General features: G+C 47.5%; 17 protein-coding genes. 3 read left to right on the top strand and 14 right to left on the bottom strand.

Annotated elements, in window-relative coordinates; all coding sequences use genetic code 11:
* Positions 1 to 37: 37 nt before the first annotated feature.
* The 6 genes from aguA to pmbA all read right to left on the bottom strand — a co-directional run bounded on the left by aguA (position 38) and on the right by pmbA (position 6,894).
* Positions 38 to 1,144 carry an agmatine deiminase gene (gene aguA, locus K0I62_RS02235; protein WP_220069930.1) on the bottom strand — a complete coding sequence of 369 codons (1,107 nt, stop codon included), beginning with the start codon at positions 1,142 to 1,144 and terminating at the stop codon, positions 38 to 40.
* Between the two features lie 494 nt (positions 1,145 to 1,638).
* The gene (gene arsJ / locus K0I62_RS02230; protein ID WP_220069929.1) at positions 1,639 to 2,859 is read right to left on the bottom strand and encodes an organoarsenical effux MFS transporter ArsJ; all 1,221 of its coding nucleotides are present in this window, start codon (positions 2,857 to 2,859) and stop codon (positions 1,639 to 1,641) included.
* Between the two features lie 39 nt (positions 2,860 to 2,898).
* Positions 2,899 to 3,909, bottom strand: coding sequence for an ArsJ-associated glyceraldehyde-3-phosphate dehydrogenase (locus K0I62_RS02225; protein WP_220069928.1), 1,011 nt, complete (start codon positions 3,907 to 3,909; stop codon positions 2,899 to 2,901).
* A 34-nt stretch (positions 3,910 to 3,943) separates the two neighbouring features.
* The gene (arsB, locus tag K0I62_RS02220; RefSeq protein WP_220069927.1) at positions 3,944 to 4,984 is read right to left on the bottom strand and encodes an ACR3 family arsenite efflux transporter; all 1,041 of its coding nucleotides are present in this window, start codon (positions 4,982 to 4,984) and stop codon (positions 3,944 to 3,946) included.
* Between the two features lie 42 nt (positions 4,985 to 5,026).
* Complete coding sequence (locus K0I62_RS02215; protein WP_434086834.1) at positions 5,027 to 5,371, bottom strand: metalloregulator ArsR/SmtB family transcription factor; 345 nt, start codon at positions 5,369 to 5,371, stop codon at positions 5,027 to 5,029.
* 182 nt (positions 5,372 to 5,553) lie between these two features.
* On the bottom strand, positions 5,554 to 6,894 hold the full coding sequence (gene pmbA, locus K0I62_RS02210; protein ID WP_220069925.1) for a metalloprotease PmbA: 1,341 nt from the start codon (positions 6,892 to 6,894) through the stop codon (positions 5,554 to 5,556).
* Positions 6,895 to 7,034: 140 nt separating this feature from the next.
* On the opposite strand from pmbA, the gene yjgA reads away from it, so the two are divergent.
* From yjgA to K0I62_RS02195, 3 genes are all read left to right on the top strand, one after another.
* Entirely contained in the window at positions 7,035 to 7,574 is a 540-nt protein-coding gene (gene yjgA / locus K0I62_RS02205) for a ribosome biogenesis factor YjgA (RefSeq protein ID WP_220069924.1), read from the top strand.
* Between the two features lie 226 nt (positions 7,575 to 7,800).
* Positions 7,801 to 8,697, top strand: a complete 897-nt coding sequence (locus K0I62_RS02200) for a LysR family transcriptional regulator (protein WP_434086833.1) — start codon at positions 7,801 to 7,803, stop codon at positions 8,695 to 8,697.
* A 143-nt stretch (positions 8,698 to 8,840) separates the two neighbouring features.
* Positions 8,841 to 9,329 carry a hypothetical protein gene (locus K0I62_RS02195; RefSeq protein ID WP_220069922.1) on the top strand — a complete coding sequence of 163 codons (489 nt, stop codon included), beginning with the start codon at positions 8,841 to 8,843 and terminating at the stop codon, positions 9,327 to 9,329.
* A gap of 639 nt (positions 9,330 to 9,968) precedes the next feature.
* Here K0I62_RS02195 and K0I62_RS02190 read toward each other — a convergent pair.
* The 8 genes from K0I62_RS02190 to rng form a co-directional block, all read right to left on the bottom strand.
* Positions 9,969 to 11,120 carry an ABC transporter permease gene (locus K0I62_RS02190; protein ID WP_220069921.1) on the bottom strand — a complete coding sequence of 384 codons (1,152 nt, stop codon included), beginning with the start codon at positions 11,118 to 11,120 and terminating at the stop codon, positions 9,969 to 9,971.
* Complete coding sequence (locus tag K0I62_RS02185; protein ID WP_220069920.1) at positions 11,117 to 12,274, bottom strand: ABC transporter permease; 1,158 nt, start codon at positions 12,272 to 12,274, stop codon at positions 11,117 to 11,119. Before K0I62_RS02185 ends, K0I62_RS02190 begins: the two co-directional genes overlap by 4 nt.
* Positions 12,275 to 12,286: 12 nt before the next feature.
* On the bottom strand, positions 12,287 to 13,258 hold the full coding sequence (locus tag K0I62_RS02180) for an HlyD family secretion protein (protein WP_220069919.1): 972 nt from the start codon (positions 13,256 to 13,258) through the stop codon (positions 12,287 to 12,289).
* A complete protein-coding gene (locus K0I62_RS02175) occupies positions 13,248 to 14,651 on the bottom strand; it encodes a TolC family protein (protein WP_220069918.1) in 1,404 nt (467 codons plus the stop codon). Before K0I62_RS02175 ends, K0I62_RS02180 begins: the two co-directional genes overlap by 11 nt.
* Positions 14,652 to 14,790: 139 nt before the next feature.
* Positions 14,791 to 16,239, bottom strand: a complete 1,449-nt coding sequence (tldD, locus tag K0I62_RS02170; RefSeq protein ID WP_220069917.1) for a metalloprotease TldD — start codon at positions 16,237 to 16,239, stop codon at positions 14,791 to 14,793.
* Between the two features lie 65 nt (positions 16,240 to 16,304).
* Entirely contained in the window at positions 16,305 to 17,132 is an 828-nt protein-coding gene (locus K0I62_RS02165; protein ID WP_220069916.1) for a carbon-nitrogen hydrolase family protein, read from the bottom strand.
* Positions 17,056 to 21,444: a YhdP family protein gene (locus tag K0I62_RS02160; protein ID WP_220069915.1), complete on the bottom strand. Its 4,389-nt coding sequence runs from the start codon at positions 21,442 to 21,444 to the stop codon at positions 17,056 to 17,058. The genes K0I62_RS02165 and K0I62_RS02160 overlap by 77 nt, the downstream gene beginning before the upstream one ends.
* A complete protein-coding gene (gene rng, locus K0I62_RS02155; protein ID WP_220069914.1) occupies positions 21,444 to 22,946 on the bottom strand; it encodes a ribonuclease G in 1,503 nt (500 codons plus the stop codon). Before rng ends, K0I62_RS02160 begins: the two co-directional genes overlap by 1 nt.
* Positions 22,947 to 22,951: the final 5 nt, after the last annotated feature.

Below are 22,951 nucleotides of genomic sequence, written 5' to 3'. Positions count from 1 at the left end.
TGACATAAATGGTCATTGTGTTCTCCTTGGTTTTTACTTATTGCCCAGAGGGGATCTGTTGAGTAATACAATGGATATTACCACCACCCAATAGGATCTCACGGGCAGGCACACCGACAATCTCATATTCGGGGAAAATCTCCTGCAATTTTTGCGCAGCGATATCATCGGTCAACGGATCAAGCAACGGGAAAACGATACGTTGGTTGGTAATTAAAAAGTTTACATAGGACCCCGCTAAGCGCTCACCTGCCGTGCGTGGCACGCCAGTTCCCTCGGTTACGCCGCGAGATTCCTCTTCAGTGCAATACAAAGGCCCAGGTTGTGGCATTAGATGAATGGTTAACTTACGACCTTTTGCATCCACACTGTCTTGCAAAATATCCAAAGCGGCTTTTGAACGAGGGTATTGAGGATCTGTTTGATCATCCGTCCAGTGTAAAATCACTTCGCCTGGGCGAGCGAAACAGCACATATTGTCGATATGCCCGTCGGTCTCATCCATGTACACGCCTTCTGGCAACCAGATAAACTGCTCCACATTCAAATAATCACGCAGTAATGCTTCTATGTGTTCACGAGTCAGCTCAGGGTTGCGATTGCTGTTGAGCAAACATTCGCTACTCGTCATGCAGGTGCCTTCACCATCGACATGAATTGAGCCCCCTTCTAGGATCAGCGGAGCCTGATAACGGCCAAAACCGTGCTGTTTCAGCATCTGCTCTGCTACCTGTTCGTCCATATCCCATGGATAGTACAAGCCACCGTTATGGCCACCCCAAGCATTAAAGCCCCAGTCAACACCGCGGCATTCACCCTTAGCATTCACCACTACAGTAGGCCCTGTATCGCGAGCCCAGCAATCGTTGCTATCTATCTCGACCAAAGTGACGTGGTGAGGCATAACTCTCTTGGCCTCAGCCAAAAATGCCTTGGGAACCCCCATATAAACAGGTGTCGCCGCACCAATGGCATCTGCCACCTTAGCAAATGTCGCCTGAGCATAAGCGCCCGCAGAGCGCCAGTTGTCAGGACGATAGGGCCAAAGCATCCACACCGCTTGCTGAGCCGCCCATTCGGCCGGCATGTGGAAACCATCTTGGGATGGCTTAGTCGTTAACACCGTGGCATCCACGTTTGTCATGAGTGTTGTCTCCAGTAATGCTGAAAAACTATAAAAGGGTATACGCCATAATAATAGGACGATTGAATAAAAATACGCCTAACATCAATCAAATGCATAAATCGAATGACCGCATTGCTCATGCGGTGCTCATCAGGTGTTTACTTAAGTCAAAATTGCCTGATCTTCACTAGGGCTGACTTTGCGGGTTGAATTTAGATCGCCCCCTTCGGGCAGCGTTTGTTGGTCATTGCTACTGCGTTCTGAGCTTTTTACGTAGAATAACTACAGCTACAAAGCTTCTGCCTTGTATAAATACCCCACAATTCGCTGCAAAAACAACCTTGAAAGATCAACAGGCCCTAGGTGAGTTTTAGCTTCGTTGGAATAGTAAGGTATATCTTAGCATTTGAGAATACTTACATTGAATAGTGTTATGACAGCCATAGAAGAGAATCTAGCTTAGCGCAGTTTACTCAAACAAACAGAAATAATGGCCACGCCTTATTTCAGGATTATCGCCTCGGTAAGCCAACACTGAGCAGCGCAGTGGCCCCGAGTAGCCCAGTTGAGATCCACAGACAAGCAATAAGCCCAAACTGCTGATACACCCAGCCAGACAAAAGGGTGCCGAGCAGGCGTCCCATAGCATTGGCCATATAATAAAAGCCAACGTCCAGTGACACACCATCATCGCTGGCATAGCTAACGATAAGATAACTGTGCAGGGAAGAATTCACCGCAAACACAACGCCAAACACGAGTAAACCAAGCAGCAAAGCGGCTTGGGAATATTCGGTGGCATAATTGGCAGTCATGAGGAGCGCGATAGCCGCAGGAATAAAGGCCAACCCACACGCCCACAATAGCGCGGTACGGCCATCGGGTACGACGCCACTTGCTTTGCCAGTCAGCCTAGGGGCAACACTTTGCACCGCACCATACCCTATCACCCATAACGCCAGAAATCCACCGACGGCATAATGATCCCAGCCAAACTGACTGGCAAGATAAACAGGCAATGCCACCACAAACCACACATCTCGCGCGGCAAACAAGCACATACGCGCCGCAGACAAGATATTAATCGCGCGGCTTTTAGAAAACAGCTCACTAAACTTAGGCTTATACTTCGCCTTGCCTAAGTCTTGCTTCAGCTTGATGATACTTGTCAACCAAACAAGGCTCAGCAGCGCAGCCATTAACCCAATCGCCCCCTGAAACCCCAGCAGAGCCAACAGTGCTCCACCTAAGAAAAAACCCGCGCCTTTTAGCGCATTTTTAGACCCCGTTAGCAGCGCGATGTATTTGTATAATCTGCCCTCTTCGCCCTTGGCCACCAGCATCTTAACGCTACTTTTGGCACTCATCTTGTTGAGGTCTTTGGCGATCCCTGACACGGCCTGCGCAGCTATCACCCAAGGCACAGTAAGCCAAGCACTAGGCACCAATAACATCAACAAGGCCGCCACTTGCAAACCCAAGCCGATGTTCATGGTGCGATTAAGGCCTAAACGCGCACCGAGATAGCCGCCAACTAAATTAGTGACGACCCCAAAGAACTCATAGAAGATAAACAACATGGCAATGGCTAGCGGCGAATAACCGAGTTGGTGAAAGTGCAATACCACTAGCATACGCAGCGCACCATCGGTCAAGGTAAATGCCCAATAGTTACCAGTGACAATCAGGTATTGTCTTATCTCAGCTGGTAGCGCGCGAATCGTGGCAAACATCAATCATCACTTCCCTGACTAGGCAATGTAAAATACCCGCTATGCCTTATCCAAACGACCAACCATTCTGGCAAGTTCCGCGGTGCGGTTAGCGTAGCCCCACTCGTTGTCATACCAAATATAAACTTTAAGCTGGGTATCGTTCACTACCATGGTCGAGAGCGCATCGACAATGCTTGAACGCGGATCTGTCTTATAGTCCACCGATACCAGAGGGCGCTCCTCATAACCTAAAATATCTTTGAGTTCGCCTTCTGCAGCCTGTTTAAACAGCCCATTCACCTCAACTTCGGTGACGGGACGCTGCATCTCGAACACGCAGTCTGTGATAGATGCATTAGCCAGCGGCACCCGAACCGCATGGCCATTCAATTTGCCTTTTAGCTCAGGGAAGATATGAGTGATAGCCGTTGCCGAGCCGGTAGTAGTTGGGATCAATGACTGACCACAAGCCCGTGCCCGGCGAAGATCTTTGTGGGGTGCATCCAAGATAGTTTGGGTGTTGGTGATGTCATGAATGGTCGTCATCGAGCCATGCTTAATGCCTATCTGCTCATGTAAGACTTTCACCACAGGCGCTAAACAGTTAGTGGTGCAAGACGCTGCGGTCACAATAGGATGTTTATCCTTGTCGTACAGATGATGATTAACACCCATGACGATATTTAGCACGCCATCTTCTTTCACAGGGGCTGTCACCACAACGCGCTTAACGCCTTGCTCTAAATAGGCTTGCAGTAAGGCCTTGGTTTTCATCACCCCCGATGCTTCAATCACCAGATCGCATCCTGACCAGTCGGTATCGCTAATCGTCTTGTTCATGCTGGTTGCTATGCGCTGCTGACCAATCACAATCTGCGAGCCATCGGCGGTCGCATCATGGGCCCAACGGCCATGGATTGAATCAAACGTCAGTAGGTGCGCCAAGGTGGCCGCATCCCCAGCTGGATCATTGATGTGCACAAACTCCACATCATCCCAATCCCACGCCGCACGCAATGCTAAGCGCCCCATACGGCCAAAGCCGTTAATACCTATCTTAATTGTCATATTACTATCCTAAAAAAGGGGAAACTTTGATCATTTAGCAACCGGATTCGGTGCTTATGGCCTGCTGATATTTGGCTTTATCTCGATTAACGAACGCAACCAGCGACAACATGACAGGCACTTCGACTAATACGCCGACCACAGTGGCTAGTGCCGCTCCCGAATGTAATCCAAACAACGAGATAGCAACCGCAACTGCGAGTTCAAAAAAGTTGGAGGTAGCGATCATACACGCAGGGCCTGCTACATTTTGCGCTATATTGAGTTTTTTCGCGGCAAAGTAAGCGATAAAGAAAATGCCATAGGTTTGAATAAGCAGCGGAATCGCGATAAGTACAATATTCTGCGGTTGGGCCAATATGGTGTTAGCCTGCAATCCAAACAGCAACACCACTGTCGCTAACAGCCCCAATATAGACCATGGCTTAAGGCGACTAACAAAGGTATCGACTCCATGTTGACTTCGGCGATTTAACACTTGGCGGGTTATCACCCCAGCAATCAAGGGCAACACCACATAGAGCACCACAGATATGAGTAAGGTTTCCCAAGGTACCTGAATATCACTCACCCCAAGAAGAAAAGCACAGATAGGGGCAAAGGCCACCACCATGATCAGATCATTTACCGACACTTGTACCAAGGTGTAATTGGGATCGCCCTTAGTTAATTGGCTCCAGACGAACACCATAGCCGTACAGGGTGCGACGCCGAGTAAGATCATCCCAGCGATATACTCGCTCGCAGTTTGCGCATCGACCAAACTAGCGAAGAATACTTTAAAGAATAACCAGCCAAGTAACGCCATGGTGAAAGGTTTAATCAACCAGTTTATCACTAGGGTCAACACTAAACCTTTGGGGCTTTTACCCACATTTTTTACTGCTGAAAAGTCAATTTGCACCATCATTGGATAGATCATCACCCAGATAAGCAGTGCAATTAATAAATTGACCTTGGCGTATTCTAATGCAGCGATAACACTAAACAGATCGGGGAAAAAATGGCCCAAAACCACACCAAACACAATTGCCAAACCAACCCACACACTCAAGTAACGCTCAAACAGTCCCATGGTATTTACCTATCACTATGTGTTGCGCCCAGTCGCCGTTAGCTAGCAGCAAGCCTTTACTCGTTCAGGTCTTTGCCCCATCTGTTGCAAGCGCGCTAAGCCTCTGGCTAACAGAGACTGATTACCAGCTCTTGTTTGCTCTATGACATTTAACGCCCATGGCGCTAATCCAGGGTTTATACGATAAAATACCCATTGCCCCTGACGACGATCACTCAGCAGCTCAGCCTTACGTAACTGAGCCAGATGACGAGAGATCTTGGGCTGACTCTCATCAAGCGCTGCCATAAGTTCGCAAACACATAGCTCGCCTTCTGCATGAATCAACAACAAACTCAGCAAACGGGTATCATCGGATAATGCCTTAAAAATCGCAGTCGCCATTATCTTTCCCCTAAAAACACTCTTCATATATGCCAAATCATATATATGGATAGCCATATATTCAAGCTTAAGTTTAGCTTTTTGTTCACAAGAGTGCGACGGTCGAGATTTAGTTGCTGCTTAATTGCAGACATAAAAAAGCGAGTGCCTTGGCACTCGCTAATCTTAACGCAAGAGAATGGCTCTTAGTTACCCGCGATCTTCATTTCGTCGAGTAAGATCCCACCAGTTCTAATCGATGAACGCAGATCTCTATCTTTACTCACCGCAACGATATTGCGGTACATGTCTTTGAGGTTGCCCGCAATGGTGATCTCTTCTACTGGATATTGAACCACGCCGTTTTCGACATAGAAGCCAGCCGCGCCGCGAGAATAATCGCCAGTCACGCCGTTCACTCCTTGACCCATCACTTCGGTGACTATGAGGCCTGTGCCCATCTGCTTGATAAGCTGGTCAAAGGTTTGTCCTGTATGAGCAAGGGTCCAGTTATAGATGCCACCCGCATGACCAGTATTGGTTAATCCAAGCTTTCGCGCCGAATAACTGGTTAACAGGTAAGTCGATAAGATGCCCTTATCGATAATATTACGATCGATAGTCGCCACGCCTTCATTATCATAATAGGCACTGGCTAATGCACCTTTAAGATGAGGCTGCTCGGCAATAGTAAACCAATCAGGAAACAGTTGAGTGTCGATGGAGTCTTGCAGGAAACTCGATTTACGATACAAGCTACTACCGCTGATCGCACCAACTAAATGGCCCATTAAGCCCGTTGCCACATCTGGGGCAAACAGAATAGGTAACTTGGTGGTCGCAATCTTACGCGCGCCGAGGCGACTAACAGTTTTCTCAGCCGCTTTTTGGCCAACGGCTTCTGGCGTCCACAGATCGCTAAACTTACGCGCTACCGTATAATCATAATCACGCTGCATGTTGCCATCTTGTTCGCCAATCACCACACAACTAAGGCTATAGCGAGAACTGACGTAGCCATTTAAGAAGCCGTGGCTATTACCATAAACTTTTGCACCAGTGTGGGCGTTTGCACTAGCACCATCGGAGTTTTTAATTCTGGAATCAGCGTCTAAAGCTGCTTCTTCGGCGCGAGCGGCTAACACTTCAAGCTCAGCAGGCGTTGTTTCGTGAGGATAATAGAGCTCAAGATCTTCAATATGCTGAGCCATTAAATCAGCATCGGCTAAACCATTGAAGGGATCTTCTGAGGTGAACTTAGCAATATCATCGGCCGCTTTAACGGCACGGCGAATCGCGTCAGGACTTAAATCTGAAGTAGAAGAGCTACCTTTGCAGCCATCCCTAAACAGGGTGATACCTAGCGCACCATCTTTATTAAACTCGACGGTTTCAACCTCTTTAAGGCGAGTCGATACCGATAATCCTTGTTGTTTACTAATTGCGACTTCGGCACCCGTGGTGCCCAAAGTAGCGGCATATTCTAATGCCATAGCAACGGCGTCTTTTAATGAATCCAGTTCAGTTTCAATGCTAGGTGAAGGCACAAATCTACTCTTTAGTGATCAATAATGGCAGTAGCATAACAAACCCGATGCGCTTTCACATTAAATAACTGCCGTGCTTCGTAGGCGATATTCCAATGAAATGGTATTATTAAGCCAGTTTATGTAAGAGATTTTTGATTATGAATATTGTTGGTGACTCGGAACACTTTAAACAACCCTTCGACCATGACGATGAATACGTCAGCAGAGCCGAAGCGAAAAGAGAAATAGCGGTATACCAAGAGTTAGGAAAACAATTGGTTTCACTGAGCAAGAGTCAGATAAACAAGCTCGAACTTGACGAGCTGCTTTATGATAACGTGCTCAAGGCGAAAACCATTCGCATCAATACCGAAGCTTATCGTCGCCATCTGCAATATATTGGCAAGATCATGCGCAATGTTGATATTGAGCAGCTGCAAACCGATCTTAAAAACGTGCTAAACCAAAACCGCAACGAAAGCTCCAAGCTTAACGTTGCAGAAAAGACTAAAGATCAGCTATTAACCGGCGGCGATGATGCGATTCAAGCCCTTATTGAGCAGCATCCAAAACTGGAAAGACAGAAGCTACGTCAACTAGTACGACAAGCTAACAAAGAACTGGCGAAAAAGCCTGATGAACCATCTAAATCTGCAACAGAATTAGTTAAATATATCCGCACCGAAACAGCCGAGTGATCACTTGGCTGTTTAAATTTCATTCCGTTATAACTCAATTGACTATCTCTGCCATTACGCCTCATAATGAGGCGTACTAGCACCATCTTGGTTATATTGCGCTGAAACAGGGCATTCTATTAGTATGCCATTATCATAAGACGCTGAAGTATAAAGGCTAACAACTGGCCCATGCTTTGCTTTATCTATAATTCGTTAAGCAACTCAAGAGTATTACATGCTTCCTTTGCATACCTCACTTAGAGGATTACGTTGTTTTTGTGTCGCAGCTGAGTGTCTGAGTTTTAAAGAGACGGCTAAAAAGCTATTTTTGACGCCATCGGCCGTAAGCCATCAAATCAAACAGTTAGAAGAGAATCTACAACAAACACTGTTTGTTCGCCAAACTAGGTCTATTTCGCTAACGGAAACTGGCGCGCGTTTCTATGAACAGATAGAACCTTTAATGCAGCAACTTACCACAACCGTTAATGAGTTTAGCCATGTCAACTTGGCGTTAGAAGTCAGCATTTCCATGCCTGAGTTCTTTGCCAGTGAATTATTTGTGCCGCAACTCGTTGGTTGGTCGACCCAATACCCTAACATTAATCTCAAACTCGAAACCGTTAAAACCCGTTCAGAACAACTTACCCATACCGACCTATCAATTGTGTTGTCGGGTAATCGCCCCCAATTTGAGCACTCGTTCGATCTGTTTCCACTCAATTACGTTCCAGCATGTAGTAAAGCGCTCTATAAAAAAATAGCCTCTAAAGGCTATGCAGCGTTAACTGAAACACCATTGATTTTACATCAGGCTCGCCCTCATGCGTGGCATCAATGGGCTGATAATATTGGCTTTGATGATTTTCAACCGAAACAGATCATCCAACTAGACAGTATGTTTAGTGTTGCAAGGGCCGCAGAGCAAGGAATAGGTGTCGCCTTAGTCCCTCTGCCAATCAGCCAAGCTTGGCTAGATAGCGGTAACTTAATTCAGCTTTTCTCAACTGCACTCAACAGTCATGACCGCTATTTTTTAATTCATCACGGTAAAGATAAGCCCAAAAAAGAGGTGCAACTATTGATTGAGTGGGTCGTTAAGCGATTTGCCTACTCTAACGACAACGTCTACAAAGGATAAACAGATATACAGATATACAGATAAACCCATGAGTGAAAATAATTAACCTGTCGATATGATTTTTCTCGTTTGTCAGCAGCTCCTAATTTATCTAAATTTAGTCCTGTAGCGAGGGGCTACTACCAACCAAGGGAAAGATGAACATGAAAACATTAGAACTAATTGCCGCAGGTTTTCTACTTACCATGTCTAGCACTGCATTTGCTAATTTAGATAATAGCCAATACAAGATGGTCGTCATCAAGGATACTCCTGGCGTAGAAGCATTGCAGTCTGGTGACACCGAAAAAGGTGTTGAAATAACAAAATCAGCAGAAGCAAACGAATTAGACCACTATACTCGCAACCTAAACCTTTGCGTTGGATACACAAAGCTTGCACAGTTTGACGAGGCAGAGAAAGCGTGTAGCGCAGCAGTAGCCAGTTCATTAAGCGCTTCTCTAGCACCGAGTGCTGATATTCGAGCATACGCATTCAATAACCGCGGTGTAATGAAACTAATGGCTAACGATAATCTAGGTGCTTTAGAAGACTTTAAACGTGCAGCTAAAGCCACTGATAACGTTATCTACAAATATAACTTAACTCGCTTAGAAACTGCGCTTAATAGCATCAATACAGCTAGTTTATAATGTGCGAAGCGAGCAAGGGTTCCACATTAAGCGATCGAAAGTAGACAATTGAATAGGCATTTAGTTAAATTAAATGCCTATTTTTTATCTTTGCTGCTTGTTATACCATTCCATCTTAATTTAATTATTATTGCCCACACTCTACGACATAAAGAGATCACTCTTGTCGTATCACTGATCAAGTTGTTCCAAGCCCAGAACAGGCTGCAACGATATCCTCATAACAACGATATCCTCATAACCTTAAAAGCTGCGATTCGCTAAATGGTGCAGCCGTAACCAGCTCCACACTTACGCTATCGGGTTTAGTTCGGGGAGTATGGTGGTAATTTGATGATCCTAATACCAATGAGTATAAAGGTGTGATCGCTCAGCGACGAGTTAGCACTAAAGGTTAGCGCTGATGAGGCAAGGTCTTTAATTGCTCCTCGTCTCTAGCATCCTCGGTAACCGCTCCATGTGTTACCTCCTAAATCCCTTTAGTCGTGCTTCGCCTTACCTTCCTACCTCTGCGTTGAATGACCTTACATGAGCACAAGCATTCCATCATCCATTCACCTTGAATGAGTTGCCAAAAAACACCCTGAGTCAATCAGTTTTCAAATTGGAATACGGGTTAAGGTTGCGGTGAATATTAGATCACTGCTCATTATTAATTGGCATTACATTCAAGCGATAACGCACTCCGAAATAAGCCAGTACCAAGTAAACTAATGCCAAACCCCAAAGTTGCCACCACAAATGCACCACACTTGGCCAACTAGCCCCCATTTGATTAAGCTCTAACATCCCCTTGATGGTCACCACCCCAGGGATCAGCTGTGATACGGCCTGCAATGGCACGGGGATCAACTCCACCGGCCAGACAAAGCCCGACGCAAACAGGATCGGCATCGAGATGAGCAGTGCCACCTGGGTCGGCAGATCCCGTCGAACAAATAGGCTGCTAAAGGCAACACCGGCTAGACTGGTCGACAAAATAAAGGGCAGCAGAAACAAACACACTTGCCCGAGATCGCCCTGCACTCCCACCTGATACCAGTAATGACAAAAGCCTATGTAGAAGGCAGTAAAAATACTGTAGATAACCGAAAAGGTCGCCACCCTGGCACACAGAAGCTGGCCTAAGCTTACCTGACGCCAATAGCCCTGGCGCTGCCATTGGCCAGCCCCGAGGATCCCTGTACCGATTAACAAGGTTTGGTGCAGCACTAGCAAGAGCACGCCGGGCACCACATAGGAGGTATAACCCAAGCTCGGGTTGAAGGCTGGCACACTGTTAAGGTGAATAGGATCCAGCTCAAGCTGTACCTGCTTGGCCGTCTCTCCCATAGCAAGTAGACCGGTAAACTGTATGTATTTACCCGCTTCTATGCCGACCGAAACCAGCCCTTCTAGAATGGCCGAGTAGACCAGAAAATAGTTGGCATCGCCGCCATAAGCTAAGGTAACGCCTTGCTGGCGCAGCAGATTGTGACGGAATCCTTCAGGGATAACCAGATAACCATGAGCCTCCCCGGCATTGACGGCCGCCTGCGCTTGGGTCAAGTTAGCCACATGAGCGACGACATCAAGTTTAGGACTCGCCTGCGCGTGACGAATCACCAAGCGACTCAAGCTGGAATTATCACCATCGACCACGACAATTTGCTGCTTTGTTGGTACCTCATTGAGATAAGGCAAAGGGTAGAGCACGGAATAAAAAAGCACGCCACCAAACAAAGTAATAGCAATCGCCTTGTCTGAGACTATGGCCTTGAACTCCTCAAACATCAGGCTGAAAAAGTTCATCCCTGCACCTCCGCCATCTGCTCTTTAGCCTGGTCTCGGCGGATCTTTGTCAGTAACACGGCGATCACGGGGATCAGCAGCAGAAAGCCCCAATAGCTAAAGAGTTGCAGCAATAACGCGTCAATGCCTTGGTCATAGGCGATCACACCGATATGGGTATCGACATAGTGACTGGAAGGCATGATCTGCCGCCACCACTGAGCCAACATAGGCATCTCATGGGTGGGGAAAGTGACGCCCATAAAAGCAAATGATGGCGCAAACAGAGCGGTGCAGAGACTGATCACCCTTGCACCGTCCTGCAGCACAGCAAAGATGGTCAACACGATCAACCATACCACCAACAGCATCATTACCTGTGCGGCAAACAACTGACCCAGACCACTGCTTAGCGGCAGGCCGAGATAGCCATAGAGCCAAGCATATATCACCCCCATCTGTAACATCAGCAGCGGCGTATAAACCAGCACCTTAGCCCAAAGCACCTTGTAAGTACCTAAGGCAAACCACTCGGGCAAGGTATTGTGTCTTAGCTCATCAGACAAAGCATTGGCAAACACCAACATGGCCACTATCTGCACCAAGGCGATCAAAATAGGTGGTACCAAGAAGGCGACATAGTTGTTATTGGCGTTATAGAGTGCACTGCTCTGGGTCTTTATCATGTTCAGATTAATATTGGCCTGCTCGGGCGACACCCCAGAGGCCAGCATTTTCAGTCTTGCCTTCTGTTTAAGACCGTCGGCCAGGCTCATCTGTATCTGACTGGAGAGCAGTTTACCCACCAACAAAAACTGGGCGTTGTAACGAATATCTATCGTGGGCTGATGACCAATCAATAGCTTACGATTAAGTTGAAATGGCAGAACCATCACGGCATAGACATCGGCCTTCTCCATAGCCGCTTGGGCTTGACCTATATCTTGATAACTAATGGGTTTGACAACAGAATTGGCCGCTAACTGACGTACCAGCATACGGCTTAGCTGACTCTGATCCTGATCCACGACCGCCACCGGCAGTGCGGTCGGCAATCCTGCGCTAAACAACCACCAAAGCACGAGCGTGCCCAGCAGAGGCAGATAGCTGACCAGGGCGAGTTGCCAGGGCGACTGCCATAGTCGCCTGAGCTCTCGCTTTATAAGATTGACCATGGAAGTCAAGGCTTAAGGCACCAGTAAGCTGGTCATACCCACCCTTAAGTCGGCAATGGGCTCCATTGGTCTTAACTCCATCTCAAAGGTGCGCATATCGAAGTCGTGACCACTCTCGGTAGAGCGCCAAGTGGCAAAGTGTCCCATGACGCTAATGTGCGCCACTTTAAAGGAAAAACGTTGGCCGAGTGCAGGGATCTCCACCTCTAGCGTATCGCCAACCTTAAAGTCTTTAAGCTGATCTTCTCGAACCTGAAACACTGCCCAGGCATCCTGCATATCGATCACACTCACCACAGGAAAACCGCTAGGCGCCAGTTCGCCAGCTTGCAGCAGCACCTCGCTAACCTCACCCGACTTAGGTGAGCGCATTTGACTGTCGGCCAAGATGGAACTGACCTCATTAACGGCCCCTTCGGCCATGCGGACATTACCCTCAGCAGCCGCCTTGGTTTCTTCACGGGCCCCCTCTTCCGCCATCTGATACATGGCATAAGCCGCCTGCTCGGTATACTTGGCAGCCTGCCACTGGGTAAAGGCTTCGTCACGCTTTTGACGCGCCAACACGCCCTCACTGAACAGGGCTTCTACCCGTTTATAGGTGGTCTCGGCCAAGGTGGCCGCCGCTTTTGCCTTCAACCACTGCTCTTTCGCCGCCGATATCTGTTGCTTACGAGCGCCGTTATCCGCCTCTTGCTGCAACGCCTTGGCGGCATCACGTCCTCCTTGTGCCTGCATCAACTTGGCATTGAGCTCAGGACTGTCGATGGCAAACAGCAGATCGCCTTCGGCCACTTGGTCACCTCGACGCACCATGACCTGAGAAACCCGCCCAGGCACTTTGGAGGAAACATTATATTCTCTAGCCTCGATCTGCCCCTGCAAACGCGTGACCTTAGGAGTGTGAGCCAAATGAAGTCCATAGGCCAAGAGGACAATCAAGGCGACTAGGGCAACAAGGGCTAAGATTCTGTTAGTGCGCATCTGCTCTCTCCTGGGCGGTGCGTGAACGACCGATAAATTCATCTAACTGACCACTGATGGCCATCAATCTGGCATAGGCCTGTACATAACGATACTGGGCAGCCAACTGCTGAGTCTGCACCCCGCTTAGTTTAAGCTCGGCATCCACCTTCTCAATCGAGGTAGACAGTCCCTGACTAAAGGCGAGATCCCGCAGGCGTTTGTTTTCCTTAGCAAGAGACAAGGAGAGGTTTAACGACTCTGTCTCCTCTCTGGCCTGCTGCAGCTGACGATAGCTCTGATCCAGTAAAAGACTCAGATCTTGCTGAGTCTGGGCCTTGGTATAGCGCGCCTGCAACAGGGCACTACGGGCAGCTTCGACCTTACCACTGCGACCGTCGCGACTGATAAGCGGGATCTTCACCCCAACACCAACCATCCAGTCGGGCTCCATCTTGGCTAGCAGGGAATCGTCTTCATACAGGGTATAGTTACCATAAAGAAAGACCGTAGGGTAATAGCTGCCCTTTTCCACATCGATAAGGCCATTGGCCTGAACCTCTTTGGCCTCCAGCAACTTGAGAGCCGGATGGCTAGAAAGCGTCAGTTGACTCAGCTGACCTAAAGAAGGCGAGATTTCCAGAAGAAACAACTGAGAGACGGTATCGACATTGGGCTGGTGCAACATACGTGACAGGGCAATCTGACTCATCTCCAGCTGGCGCTTAGCGCTGGCATAATCCACTCTGGCATTTTCCAATGCCACCTGAGCGTTAAGACGTTCCACCTTGGCGATCTGTCCCTGCTGCTCCAACTTAACGGCATGATCGGCATGTTCGGTCAGCGCATCCACTAACTGACCTCTTGTCGCCATCAGGGCATGGCTCACTGCCACACCATAGTATCTGTCCACCAGCTGGACGAAGAGATCCCGCGTCGACAGTTGATGCTGCTGCTCCTTCTCGGCCACCTGAGCTTCATGTATACCCTGAGCGGCACTGATGCGACCACCGGTATAGATAGGCCACATCGCCTGCAAGCTGGAACGGAAAATATCTTGCTCGGTAAAAGGGGTGATAAACAGCGAACCAGGAATAGCCCCCAAGGCCGCACCAAGGGTTGGGGGTAAACTCGCGGGGTCGAAAGTCGCTAAGGGGTTAAGATCCCTTAAGTCCAGCTCTATCGGTTTCTCTAACCGTGTATAGCTGCCATTTATCGACAGCGAGGGCAGATTAAGATCATCCCCGGCGTCTTTCTCCGCCAGGGCTCGATTAACCTCCTGCTGACTGGCCTGCAGCTTATCACTCACCTGCAATAGCTGCTGCCACGCCTCGCCAAAGGCAAGCTCTTGCCCATGAGCGGCCTGCGCCCCTAGGACCATCAAGGACAGCCAGATCGTATACAAATATTTCATTAACACCTCTAGAGTTATTACTCTATATCCTTGGTGAATGTTAACACCCTATAGGAGTGTTGAAAAGATGACCAAGCAATTAAGGGCAAAATGCCCCTCATCAATCGCGGCGTCTCAGCTGACACGCCGCAGCCATTTGCTAGGCCGTCCCCCCGACTGTCAGCCTGTCGAGCTTCAGGCTCGGCTGCCCCACGCCTACGGGCACACTTTGCCCATCTTTGCCACAAACACCTACGCCTTGATCTAACGCCAAGTCATTACCCACCATAGAGATCTGTCCCATGGCCTCAGGGCCATTACCAATCAACGTTGCCCCTTTGATTGCTTGGGTAATTTCGCCTTTTTCAATTAGGTAAGCTTCTGACGCCGAAAATACAAACTTGCCTGAAGTGATATCCACCTGTCCGCCACCGAAATTAGGCGCATAAATCCCTTTTTCAACCGACTTAATAATATCAGCAGGATCTGACTCTCCCGCTTCCATATAAGTATTGGTCATGCGCGGCATTGGCAGATGGGCATAAGATTCGCGGCGACCATTGCCCGTTGAGTGCTCACCCATCAAGCGAGCATTGAGCTTGTCTTGCATATAGCCTTTGAGAATACCGTTTTCAATCAACACGGTTTTCTGAGTGGGCATACCTTCATCATCGATGCTAAGTGAGCCACGACGATTAGCTATCGTGCCATCATCAACAACGGTAACTAATGTTGATGCCACTTGCTGGCCAACAAGCCCACTAAATGCACTGCTACCTTTACGGTTAAAATCACCTTCTAAACCATGACCTACAGCCTCATGCAGTAATACACCGGGCCAGCCAGCACCAAGTACTACCGGCATCTCTCCTGCGGGTGCATCGATAGCGGTTAAGTTAACCGATGCTTGGCGCACGGCTTCTTTTGCAAATGCAAAGCAGCTGGGTAACCCAGTCTCATCATTGTCAAAGAATCCTTGATAATCATGACGTCCACCGCCACCACTGGCACCGCGTTCACGTTTACCATCTTGCTCTAAAATCACACTACAGTTAAACCGTACTAATGGACGAATATCCGCCGCTAGAGTGCCATCACTTGCCGCCACTAAAATCTCTTCATGAACTCCAGAAAGGCTGATAACCACTTGAATAATACGGCTGTCTAGACTGCGAACATAAGCATCGGCTTGCTTTAATAGCTGGATTTTTTTCACCTCTTCCATCGCTGCAATGGGATCAGCGCTCTGGTAAAGAGGATTAATATTCTGGGTCTTCCACGCTTGTACGCGACCACTATTGCCCGCAACAGAGATCCCTCTAGCCGCTTCGACCGCTGCGCTCAGCGCCACTGGTGTGATTTCATCGGCATAAGCAAAGCCCGTTTTCTCTCCAGAAATAGCGCGAACACCGACACCACGTTCAATATGGAAACTACCATCTTTGACTATGCCATCTTCTAACACCCAAGACTCATGACGACTACCTTGAAAATAGAGATCAGAAAAATCGATCTTATGTTGGTGAATACTGTTGAGGTAGCCTTGCAATTGATCTAGTGACAATCCATCCTGCAATAAACTCTGTTCTACTTGGGTTAAAAATGGCATTAATTCTCTCTCTATTAGCTCGCATTTCACGAGTTATACATTATTCGTTTAATACAATCAGCTTATTACCTTAACTTAGGTTCAATGAAACGATTGTGCTTTACTACGGGGATCCCCTTGCGAATATCTTCTATCTCGCTGACATCTATAGAGGTCGTTAACCAACCACATTGCTCAGGCTTTTGCGCCAATACATCACCCCATGGGCCAACCACACAGCTGTGACCCCAAGTTTCTCGACTGCCTTGATTATGTTGCCCCCACTGAGCAGCAGCCAACACAAAACATTGAGTCTCTATCGCCCTAGCCTGAATTAAAGGCAGCCAATGAGCCTCACCTGTTACTCGAGTAAATGCTGCTGGAAGTACAATGATCTCAGCCCCTTGTATTCTCATCGCCCTAAACAGGTCGGCAAACCTTAAGTCGTAGCATATCGCCATACCTACTTTTCCGAAAGGTGTATCGATAACGCTTATTTGCTCCCCGGGGCAAAATGTATCACTTTCACGATAGTTTTTGGTGCCATCGGCAACATCGACATCAAACAGATGTAATTTGTCATAGTGCCCTAAAGTTCGGCCATTATCATCAAACAGGTAACTTCGACTGTACACTCGTCCATCATCGGCAAGAATAGGGAGGGTTCCTGCGACAAGGTAAACCCCATATTGTGAAGCTAGATTGGCTAGCGCCTGTTTAAGTACGCTTTGCTCATTGGTTCCCGCATGGGCAAGTTGTTGACTCTCATGCCCGCCAAATAGCAAACAGCACTCGGGTAGAACCACTAAATGCGGTTTTTCGGTAACCTTTAGCTGCTCAAGCTGCTCGCTGATAAAGCTGAGGTTGGCCTCGACGTCGCGGCCACTCTGACATTGTAATAAGCTTATCTGCATCCACTTGCTCCTTGTTACCACGGCTGTCACCGTTATCACTCGAACTTGTATTCTCGCTTTGTTCTTGCTTTGGTTTTACGGGTATTGGCACAACCTTAGTAGGCGCAACATTTAAAGGTTTAGATGACTCTTTGAATTCCGGCGGGGCTTCAACCACGGGTTTAGGGATCTCAACACCGGCCGCATTGGTTTCACTCTTAACCGCTTGAGTTGAAACGGGTGTAGTAGCTGCCCTACTATTACTATTTATATCCTTGGTACTGTTTGATTGCGATGGTTTTATCGCCTCAAGACTAACACTGTCACCTAAGGGCTCTGCAATACTCTTTTTCCTTAAGTGTTCAGGCAAGGCCGATTCAGGGATCTCAATCTCTTTACTCTTACGCTCTAATTCTTCCAGTTTGGGCTCTGACATGGTTCCTGTCACCCTAAAGCGTATTTCAGAAATCACTTCAATCACAGGCTCAAGGACCTTAGTTAACGCAAATGCACCCAAACCGAAGGTCCAACCGCCCGTACTCAGCAGCACCACGGTAGGTACACTCGAGGCTAATTTGGGCACAAAACGAATATCATAGTTAAGGCTTTCAGTGGTTAAGTCAGTATAACCACGTACCCGCATATTACCCGCAACCGCTGCCATCTCAGAATCGGTCGTTTTTACCACACCGTCATCGAGTTTTAAGGTACCTGAAAACGAATCAAAATAGAGGCCTTTACCAAATACATCGGAGAAATCTAACGATAACTTGCGCAGCAGAGAGTCGAGGCTAAATAACGAAAAGATACGCGCCCCTTTATCACTCACTTCTGACAGATGCCCCTTACCTAGCTTGTAATCAATCTGACCATTAAGGGTTTCCAAAGAAAATCCATAGGGCGCACCAGTCCATGACAGTTTAGCTTGCAGATCAAGCGGAGCCTCTTTTAAGCCTGGGTCTATTCCCAAGCGCTCAGAGACTTCATCAAACTGCTTTGCCTGCAGATCAAGTTCAAACTCGGTAATATTTTGTTGTTCATTGTTTAACCACGCCCCTTTACCTTTTAACGCAATGCTAGGCGTATTAAGCGAAATAGTTTGAATTTGATAGTCCCCACCAACAGGTGTACCTTGAAATACTAAGTGGCCTAATTGCTTACCGTAAAGACTAAATTCGTCCACATCCACCGCCAAAGGGGGAAGATTGCTTAGTACGGTATCGCTGGCAATAATCGCTTCTTCAGGCTTCTTCACCGCTGGTGAACAATCAAAATGTTTAGCAACTATTTTTAATCCTTGTGACGACCAATCTGGGTAAAAATCAACACGACCTTCAAACTCATGCGACTGCCCTTCAAAGCGCCAACCGTGCTCCGTCGGATTGGCCTGCAAACTCAGGTCAGTCATAGATAATCCAAACACTGTTAGCTGTTTCATACGACCATCAATCGAAACCAGTGGTGGGAAAAATCCTAACTGCGGCGCCTCGGCTGGTTGTACCGCTAAAGCTTGGGCTAAGGTCTCATCAATAACTAGGCTTTGCTCAGGCGCTAAACTTTCATCAGTCGCTAGAGCCTCGGTCATCGCGGCATCTATCGCTAATTTACTCACTGGGATATCTGCAATGAAACCTCTAATAATTGGCAACCAGGGTGATAAATCTGTCTGTGGCAAATCTAATTGTAAATGTCCTTGTTGACGACGTAGCTGATCACCCGGCTTAAAGGTCCGTCCCAGCAGCAGATCAAAGTGAGCGAGCTGCCCAGCCGAATCCTCGTTAAAGCCGCCCCAAAACTCCAACTGGTCACCTAACTTTGCCCCCAGCGAGGATTGTTTATTGTCACCAATAAGCTCAAAAGATAATTGTCTTTTACTATCGGCTCCCTTAGCAAACTTACCGGGCAATGTTAAGCTAACCCCTTCGAGATCACTATCAACCTGAGCCTGAATGCGATAGCCCAAGGGGTCAAAAATCAATGTCATTGCCCCCTGCCAATTAGCTTGGCCTTGATAATAGTCCTTAAGGGGGTTATCTAAGATTTTTGGCAGCGAGTCCAGTTGCCAACTCCCCTGCATATCTAAATTCAAGCCATAATTTTTATTGAGTTTTCCAGTATCAAAACTCAAACTAACGGGCTGCTCAAATAAGTTAGCCTGTATTGCTTCACCAGTGACGACATCATTAACAAAATAGACCTCACCCGTTACCGCGTCGAGCTGTACACCTGGTTTCGCTAAATACACTGGCGTGTCGGCAAAACTGACCGTCCCCTTAATGTCCGCAATACCGCCTTTATACAAAGGGATAGTGAGATCGAGCTTGCCGTCGACCTCGCCTTGAACTTGTACCACTTGAAGCGTGGCCCCGACACTGTCCTTAAGCGGTGAACGAATTAACACCTCTTTCGCGGCATCACCCGCGGTATGCAGATCAGCGCGTACCGTCAACACAGTCTCATGACTCATTTTAGCAATAGCAACATGAGCACCATCGGCAGCCACGTCCAAGAGCTGGCCTTTGTTAACCCAAAGATCCATCGAAGCATTTTCGAACAAGGCCTCCAAACTCAAGTCGGTCACGTCAGGCCAATCAGGCTGAAACTGATATCGAGCTTGCTTCAGCGAGAACCCAGCCTGAAAGACGCCACTGTTATCTTGATAAGGAAAATCCGCTAGTGCACCTTGCCAAACCACTGTTGCATCATCACTATTACCCGCTTTTATCGCGCCTTCGAGATAACTTCTCAGCGATTCACTCATGCCATGTTTAGGAAAATAATATTTGGCCTTGGCGGCATCTTTAATATCGACATCCGCTAACAAACTCAGATAAGCAGTTTGATCGAACTGCATTTTTAATCCAGCATCGACCGCAATATCAGCATTCTCAAAGGTTAATTTAGGCGCGATAAGCACGGCATCATTAAATGCATATTTAACGGAAAACGCCTCACCTTGTAGCTCGATAGGTCGCTCGAATCCACCATCAAAATCAATAATGTACTCTTGAGCAGGTGCAGACACATAGAGGTTATCACCACGCATACCAAGCTGGAGATCGATTGGGGCACTACCGAGAATACCGTTGGCATATTTCCAAGTTACTTTCTGTGCATCTACCGAAAGCAACAACGGCTGCTCAAATTGATAGTCAAGCTGTAGGTTCTTAATCACGCCATGAGGATCCATTGCCTGCCACTTATGCAGTCCCGCAAGGCTCATGCTAGGCAGGAGAGGCAATAAGGGCAACAGCGCTTGGATATCAAGCTCATTAAGCCCCGCTCTGATATGATCATTGCGTTTATTTACTGAAAATTTTAGCTCAGGCCATGGGGTTTCATTGGTGACGAATGCCAAGTTCGCACTCCCTAGGTGCCACCCCAGTGCCGTTGGAGACCAATTTAACTGCCCGCCTTGGATCTCGAATTTCTGTTGTTCACCATTAAGTTGCCACTGTAACCAACTCGGACTAAATGCAACCGTAGCGGAGGTGATTTGGCGATCAGAAAAATCAGCCCATGCCTGCAGATTAACCACCCCTTCTAGAGGCAAAGCACGCTTATTGTCATAGGGGTTAACCTGCCTTGACGCCCATTTACCGAGATCTAACGAATTGGCCGCGAGATATATTTGTCCCTCTAAACTATCTGGTTGATAGCCATTACCATCAATATCAATACTCAAAGATAAACGCTCAAGCTTAGAGGCGTTTTTATCCAAATAGAGCTGACCTTGAGCACGGTGGGAATCATCTCGATTACGCCAGCGCAGGTTATTGACGTGAATAGGGCGGTATTGATGGCTTTGACTGACCAGTTGCAGAGTCACATCGGTAATCGAAAAACGCTCAAGTTGCTCCAGCATAAGCTGATAAAGCCAATCAATGTTGACCTCTCTCGCCACACTATCAGAGGAATCGACAGTCGCTGTGGTTGATTGATTAAGCTTATCAATATCGAGGGCAATATTAACGCCTTCAAATATCACATTCTCAATTTGAGGTGACGCTGACACTAAGGTTTGCCAAAAATCGAGCTTCACATGAACATTTTCAACAATGAGCGTTAACGGCAAATTATCTTGAGGTGGAAGCACCAGTTTTTTTATCGTCACTGCAGGACCAAATGCCTGCCACTCCGCGCTCAGTTCTGATAGTTGTACTGTAACTTGATACTCTTGCTCGATATAACTCACTAGCTCTTGGCGCACTTGATCTAGCTTAGGCAATAATCCCCTAAAAAGACTGACTCCTAGGGCAAACACAACTAAAATTATCGCGACAGTCTGCCAGCAGAGACGGCCAAAAGTTCGAGGACAAAATGTGCGTGACACTACATTATCACCACATCAAATTTGTTTTGCGCATACATAGGTTCATTCTGTAATCTAACTCGCTTACCAATATAAGCGCCAAGCTCAGCCACCAAATGGCTATCCTCGCCAGTTAAACTGCCATACACAGCTGGCGAGCAGTACACCAAAAACTCATCGGCATCGTAGCCACGATCGAGACGAATGATCTCCCTGAATATCTCATAGGAAACTGTTTCAACCGTTTTCAAGCTGCCTTTACCTAAACAGACTGGGCACTCGCCACAAAGTACATGCTCTAAACTTTCTCGAGTACGCTTACGAGTCATCTCCACTAAGCCCAAACCAGAAAAGCCGCTGACATTGGTTTTAACTCTATCGTTGGCTAAAGCCGCCTCGAGAGTACTCAACACCCGCTTTTTATGATCCTTATTAAGCATATCGATAAAGTCGATAATGATGATGCCACCCAAATTGCGCAGTCGTAGTTGACGCGCAATGGCATTAGTCGCCTCAAGGTTGGTATTAAAGATGGTTTCTTCAAGATTACGGTGACCAACAAACGCCCCAGTATTAATATCTACCGTGGTCATGGCTTCGGTTTGATCTATGATAAGGTAACCGCCGGACTTGAGTTCTACCTTACGCCCAAGTGCACGCTGTATTTCATTTTCAACATCATAGAGATCAAAAATAGGTACTCGACCAGAATAGTGCTCAATTTTATCGGCAACCTCTGGCATAAACTCTTGCGCAAACTGCAGTAACTCTTCGAAGGTTTGGCGAGAGTCGACCTGAATTTGGTCTAATTCTGTACCCACAAAATCTCGCACAATCCTGACTGGCAACGCGAGATCTTGATACAACAGCGCAACACCTGAGCGTTTACGGCGCTCGCTGACTTTTGCCCAAACTCGTCTTAAAAAAGCCGCATCTTGAACTAACTCTAGCTCCCCGGCATTTTCTGCTGCGGTGCGAATAATAAAGCCGCCATCTTCGTCCACAAAAGGCTCGGTAAGGCCTTTGAGACGAGCGCGAACCTCTTCAGACTCAATACGTTGTGATACACCCACATGGCTAGAGCCTGGCATAAATACTAAATAACGAGATGGCAGAGTGATATCGGTTGTTAGGCGGGCGCCCTTTGTTCCCAAAGGATCTTTAACCACCTGCACCATAATATCTTGGCCTTGACGCACTAACTCGCCAATATCACGCACAACGAAGTTGCCTTTTTCGACATCGGCGACACACTCGGTATGGGGAACGATATCTGATGCATGCAGGAACGCCGCTTTATCCAAGCCAATATCGACGAATGCTGCCTGCATTCCAGGTAATACTCGGCTGACCTTGCCTTTATAAATATTACCAACTAAACCGCGCTTCATCCGACGCTCAATATGCACCTCTTGTAAGATGCCATATTCAACCAAGGCAACACGAGCTTCTGTCGGCGTCACATTGATCAATAATTCAGAACCAATCTTTCCCTGTACTCTGTTTTTGACTACGTGACTCATTAATA

This window comes from Shewanella psychrotolerans (assembly GCF_019457595.1).
GTDB classification, from domain to species: Bacteria; Pseudomonadota; Gammaproteobacteria; order Enterobacterales; family Shewanellaceae; genus Shewanella; species Shewanella psychrotolerans.
The sequence above is the reverse complement of the archived record's forward strand: the minus strand, read 5'-3'. Positions and strand labels throughout refer to the sequence as shown.

Bases quoted from the DNA above. Each gene is read 5' to 3' on its own strand.
- aguA (WP_220069930.1), bottom strand. From the start codon at position 1,144: ATGACAAACGTGGATGCCACGGTGTTAACGACTAAGCCATCCCAAGAT.
- arsJ (WP_220069929.1), bottom strand. From the start codon at position 2,859: ATGTTTGCCACGATTCGCGCGCTACCAGCTGAGATAAGACAATACCTG.
- K0I62_RS02225 (WP_220069928.1), bottom strand. From the start codon at position 3,909: ATGACAATTAAGATAGGTATTAACGGCTTTGGCCGTATGGGGCGCTTA.
- arsB (WP_220069927.1), bottom strand. From the start codon at position 4,984: ATGGGACTGTTTGAGCGTTACTTGAGTGTGTGGGTTGGTTTGGCAATT.
- yjgA (WP_220069924.1), top strand. From the start codon at position 7,035: ATGAATATTGTTGGTGACTCGGAACACTTTAAACAACCCTTCGACCAT.
- K0I62_RS02195 (WP_220069922.1), top strand. From the start codon at position 8,841: ATGAAAACATTAGAACTAATTGCCGCAGGTTTTCTACTTACCATGTCT.
- K0I62_RS02190 (WP_220069921.1), bottom strand. From the start codon at position 11,120: ATGAACTTTTTCAGCCTGATGTTTGAGGAGTTCAAGGCCATAGTCTCA.
- K0I62_RS02185 (WP_220069920.1), bottom strand. From the start codon at position 12,274: ATGGTCAATCTTATAAAGCGAGAGCTCAGGCGACTATGGCAGTCGCCC.
- K0I62_RS02180 (WP_220069919.1), bottom strand. From the start codon at position 13,258: ATGCGCACTAACAGAATCTTAGCCCTTGTTGCCCTAGTCGCCTTGATT.
- K0I62_RS02175 (WP_220069918.1), bottom strand. From the start codon at position 14,651: ATGAAATATTTGTATACGATCTGGCTGTCCTTGATGGTCCTAGGGGCG.
- tldD (WP_220069917.1), bottom strand. From the start codon at position 16,239: ATGCCATTTTTAACCCAAGTAGAACAGAGTTTATTGCAGGATGGATTG.
- K0I62_RS02165 (WP_220069916.1), bottom strand. From the start codon at position 17,132: ATGCAGATAAGCTTATTACAATGTCAGAGTGGCCGCGACGTCGAGGCC.
- rng (WP_220069914.1), bottom strand. From the start codon at position 22,946: ATGAGTCACGTAGTCAAAAACAGAGTACAGGGAAAGATTGGTTCTGAA.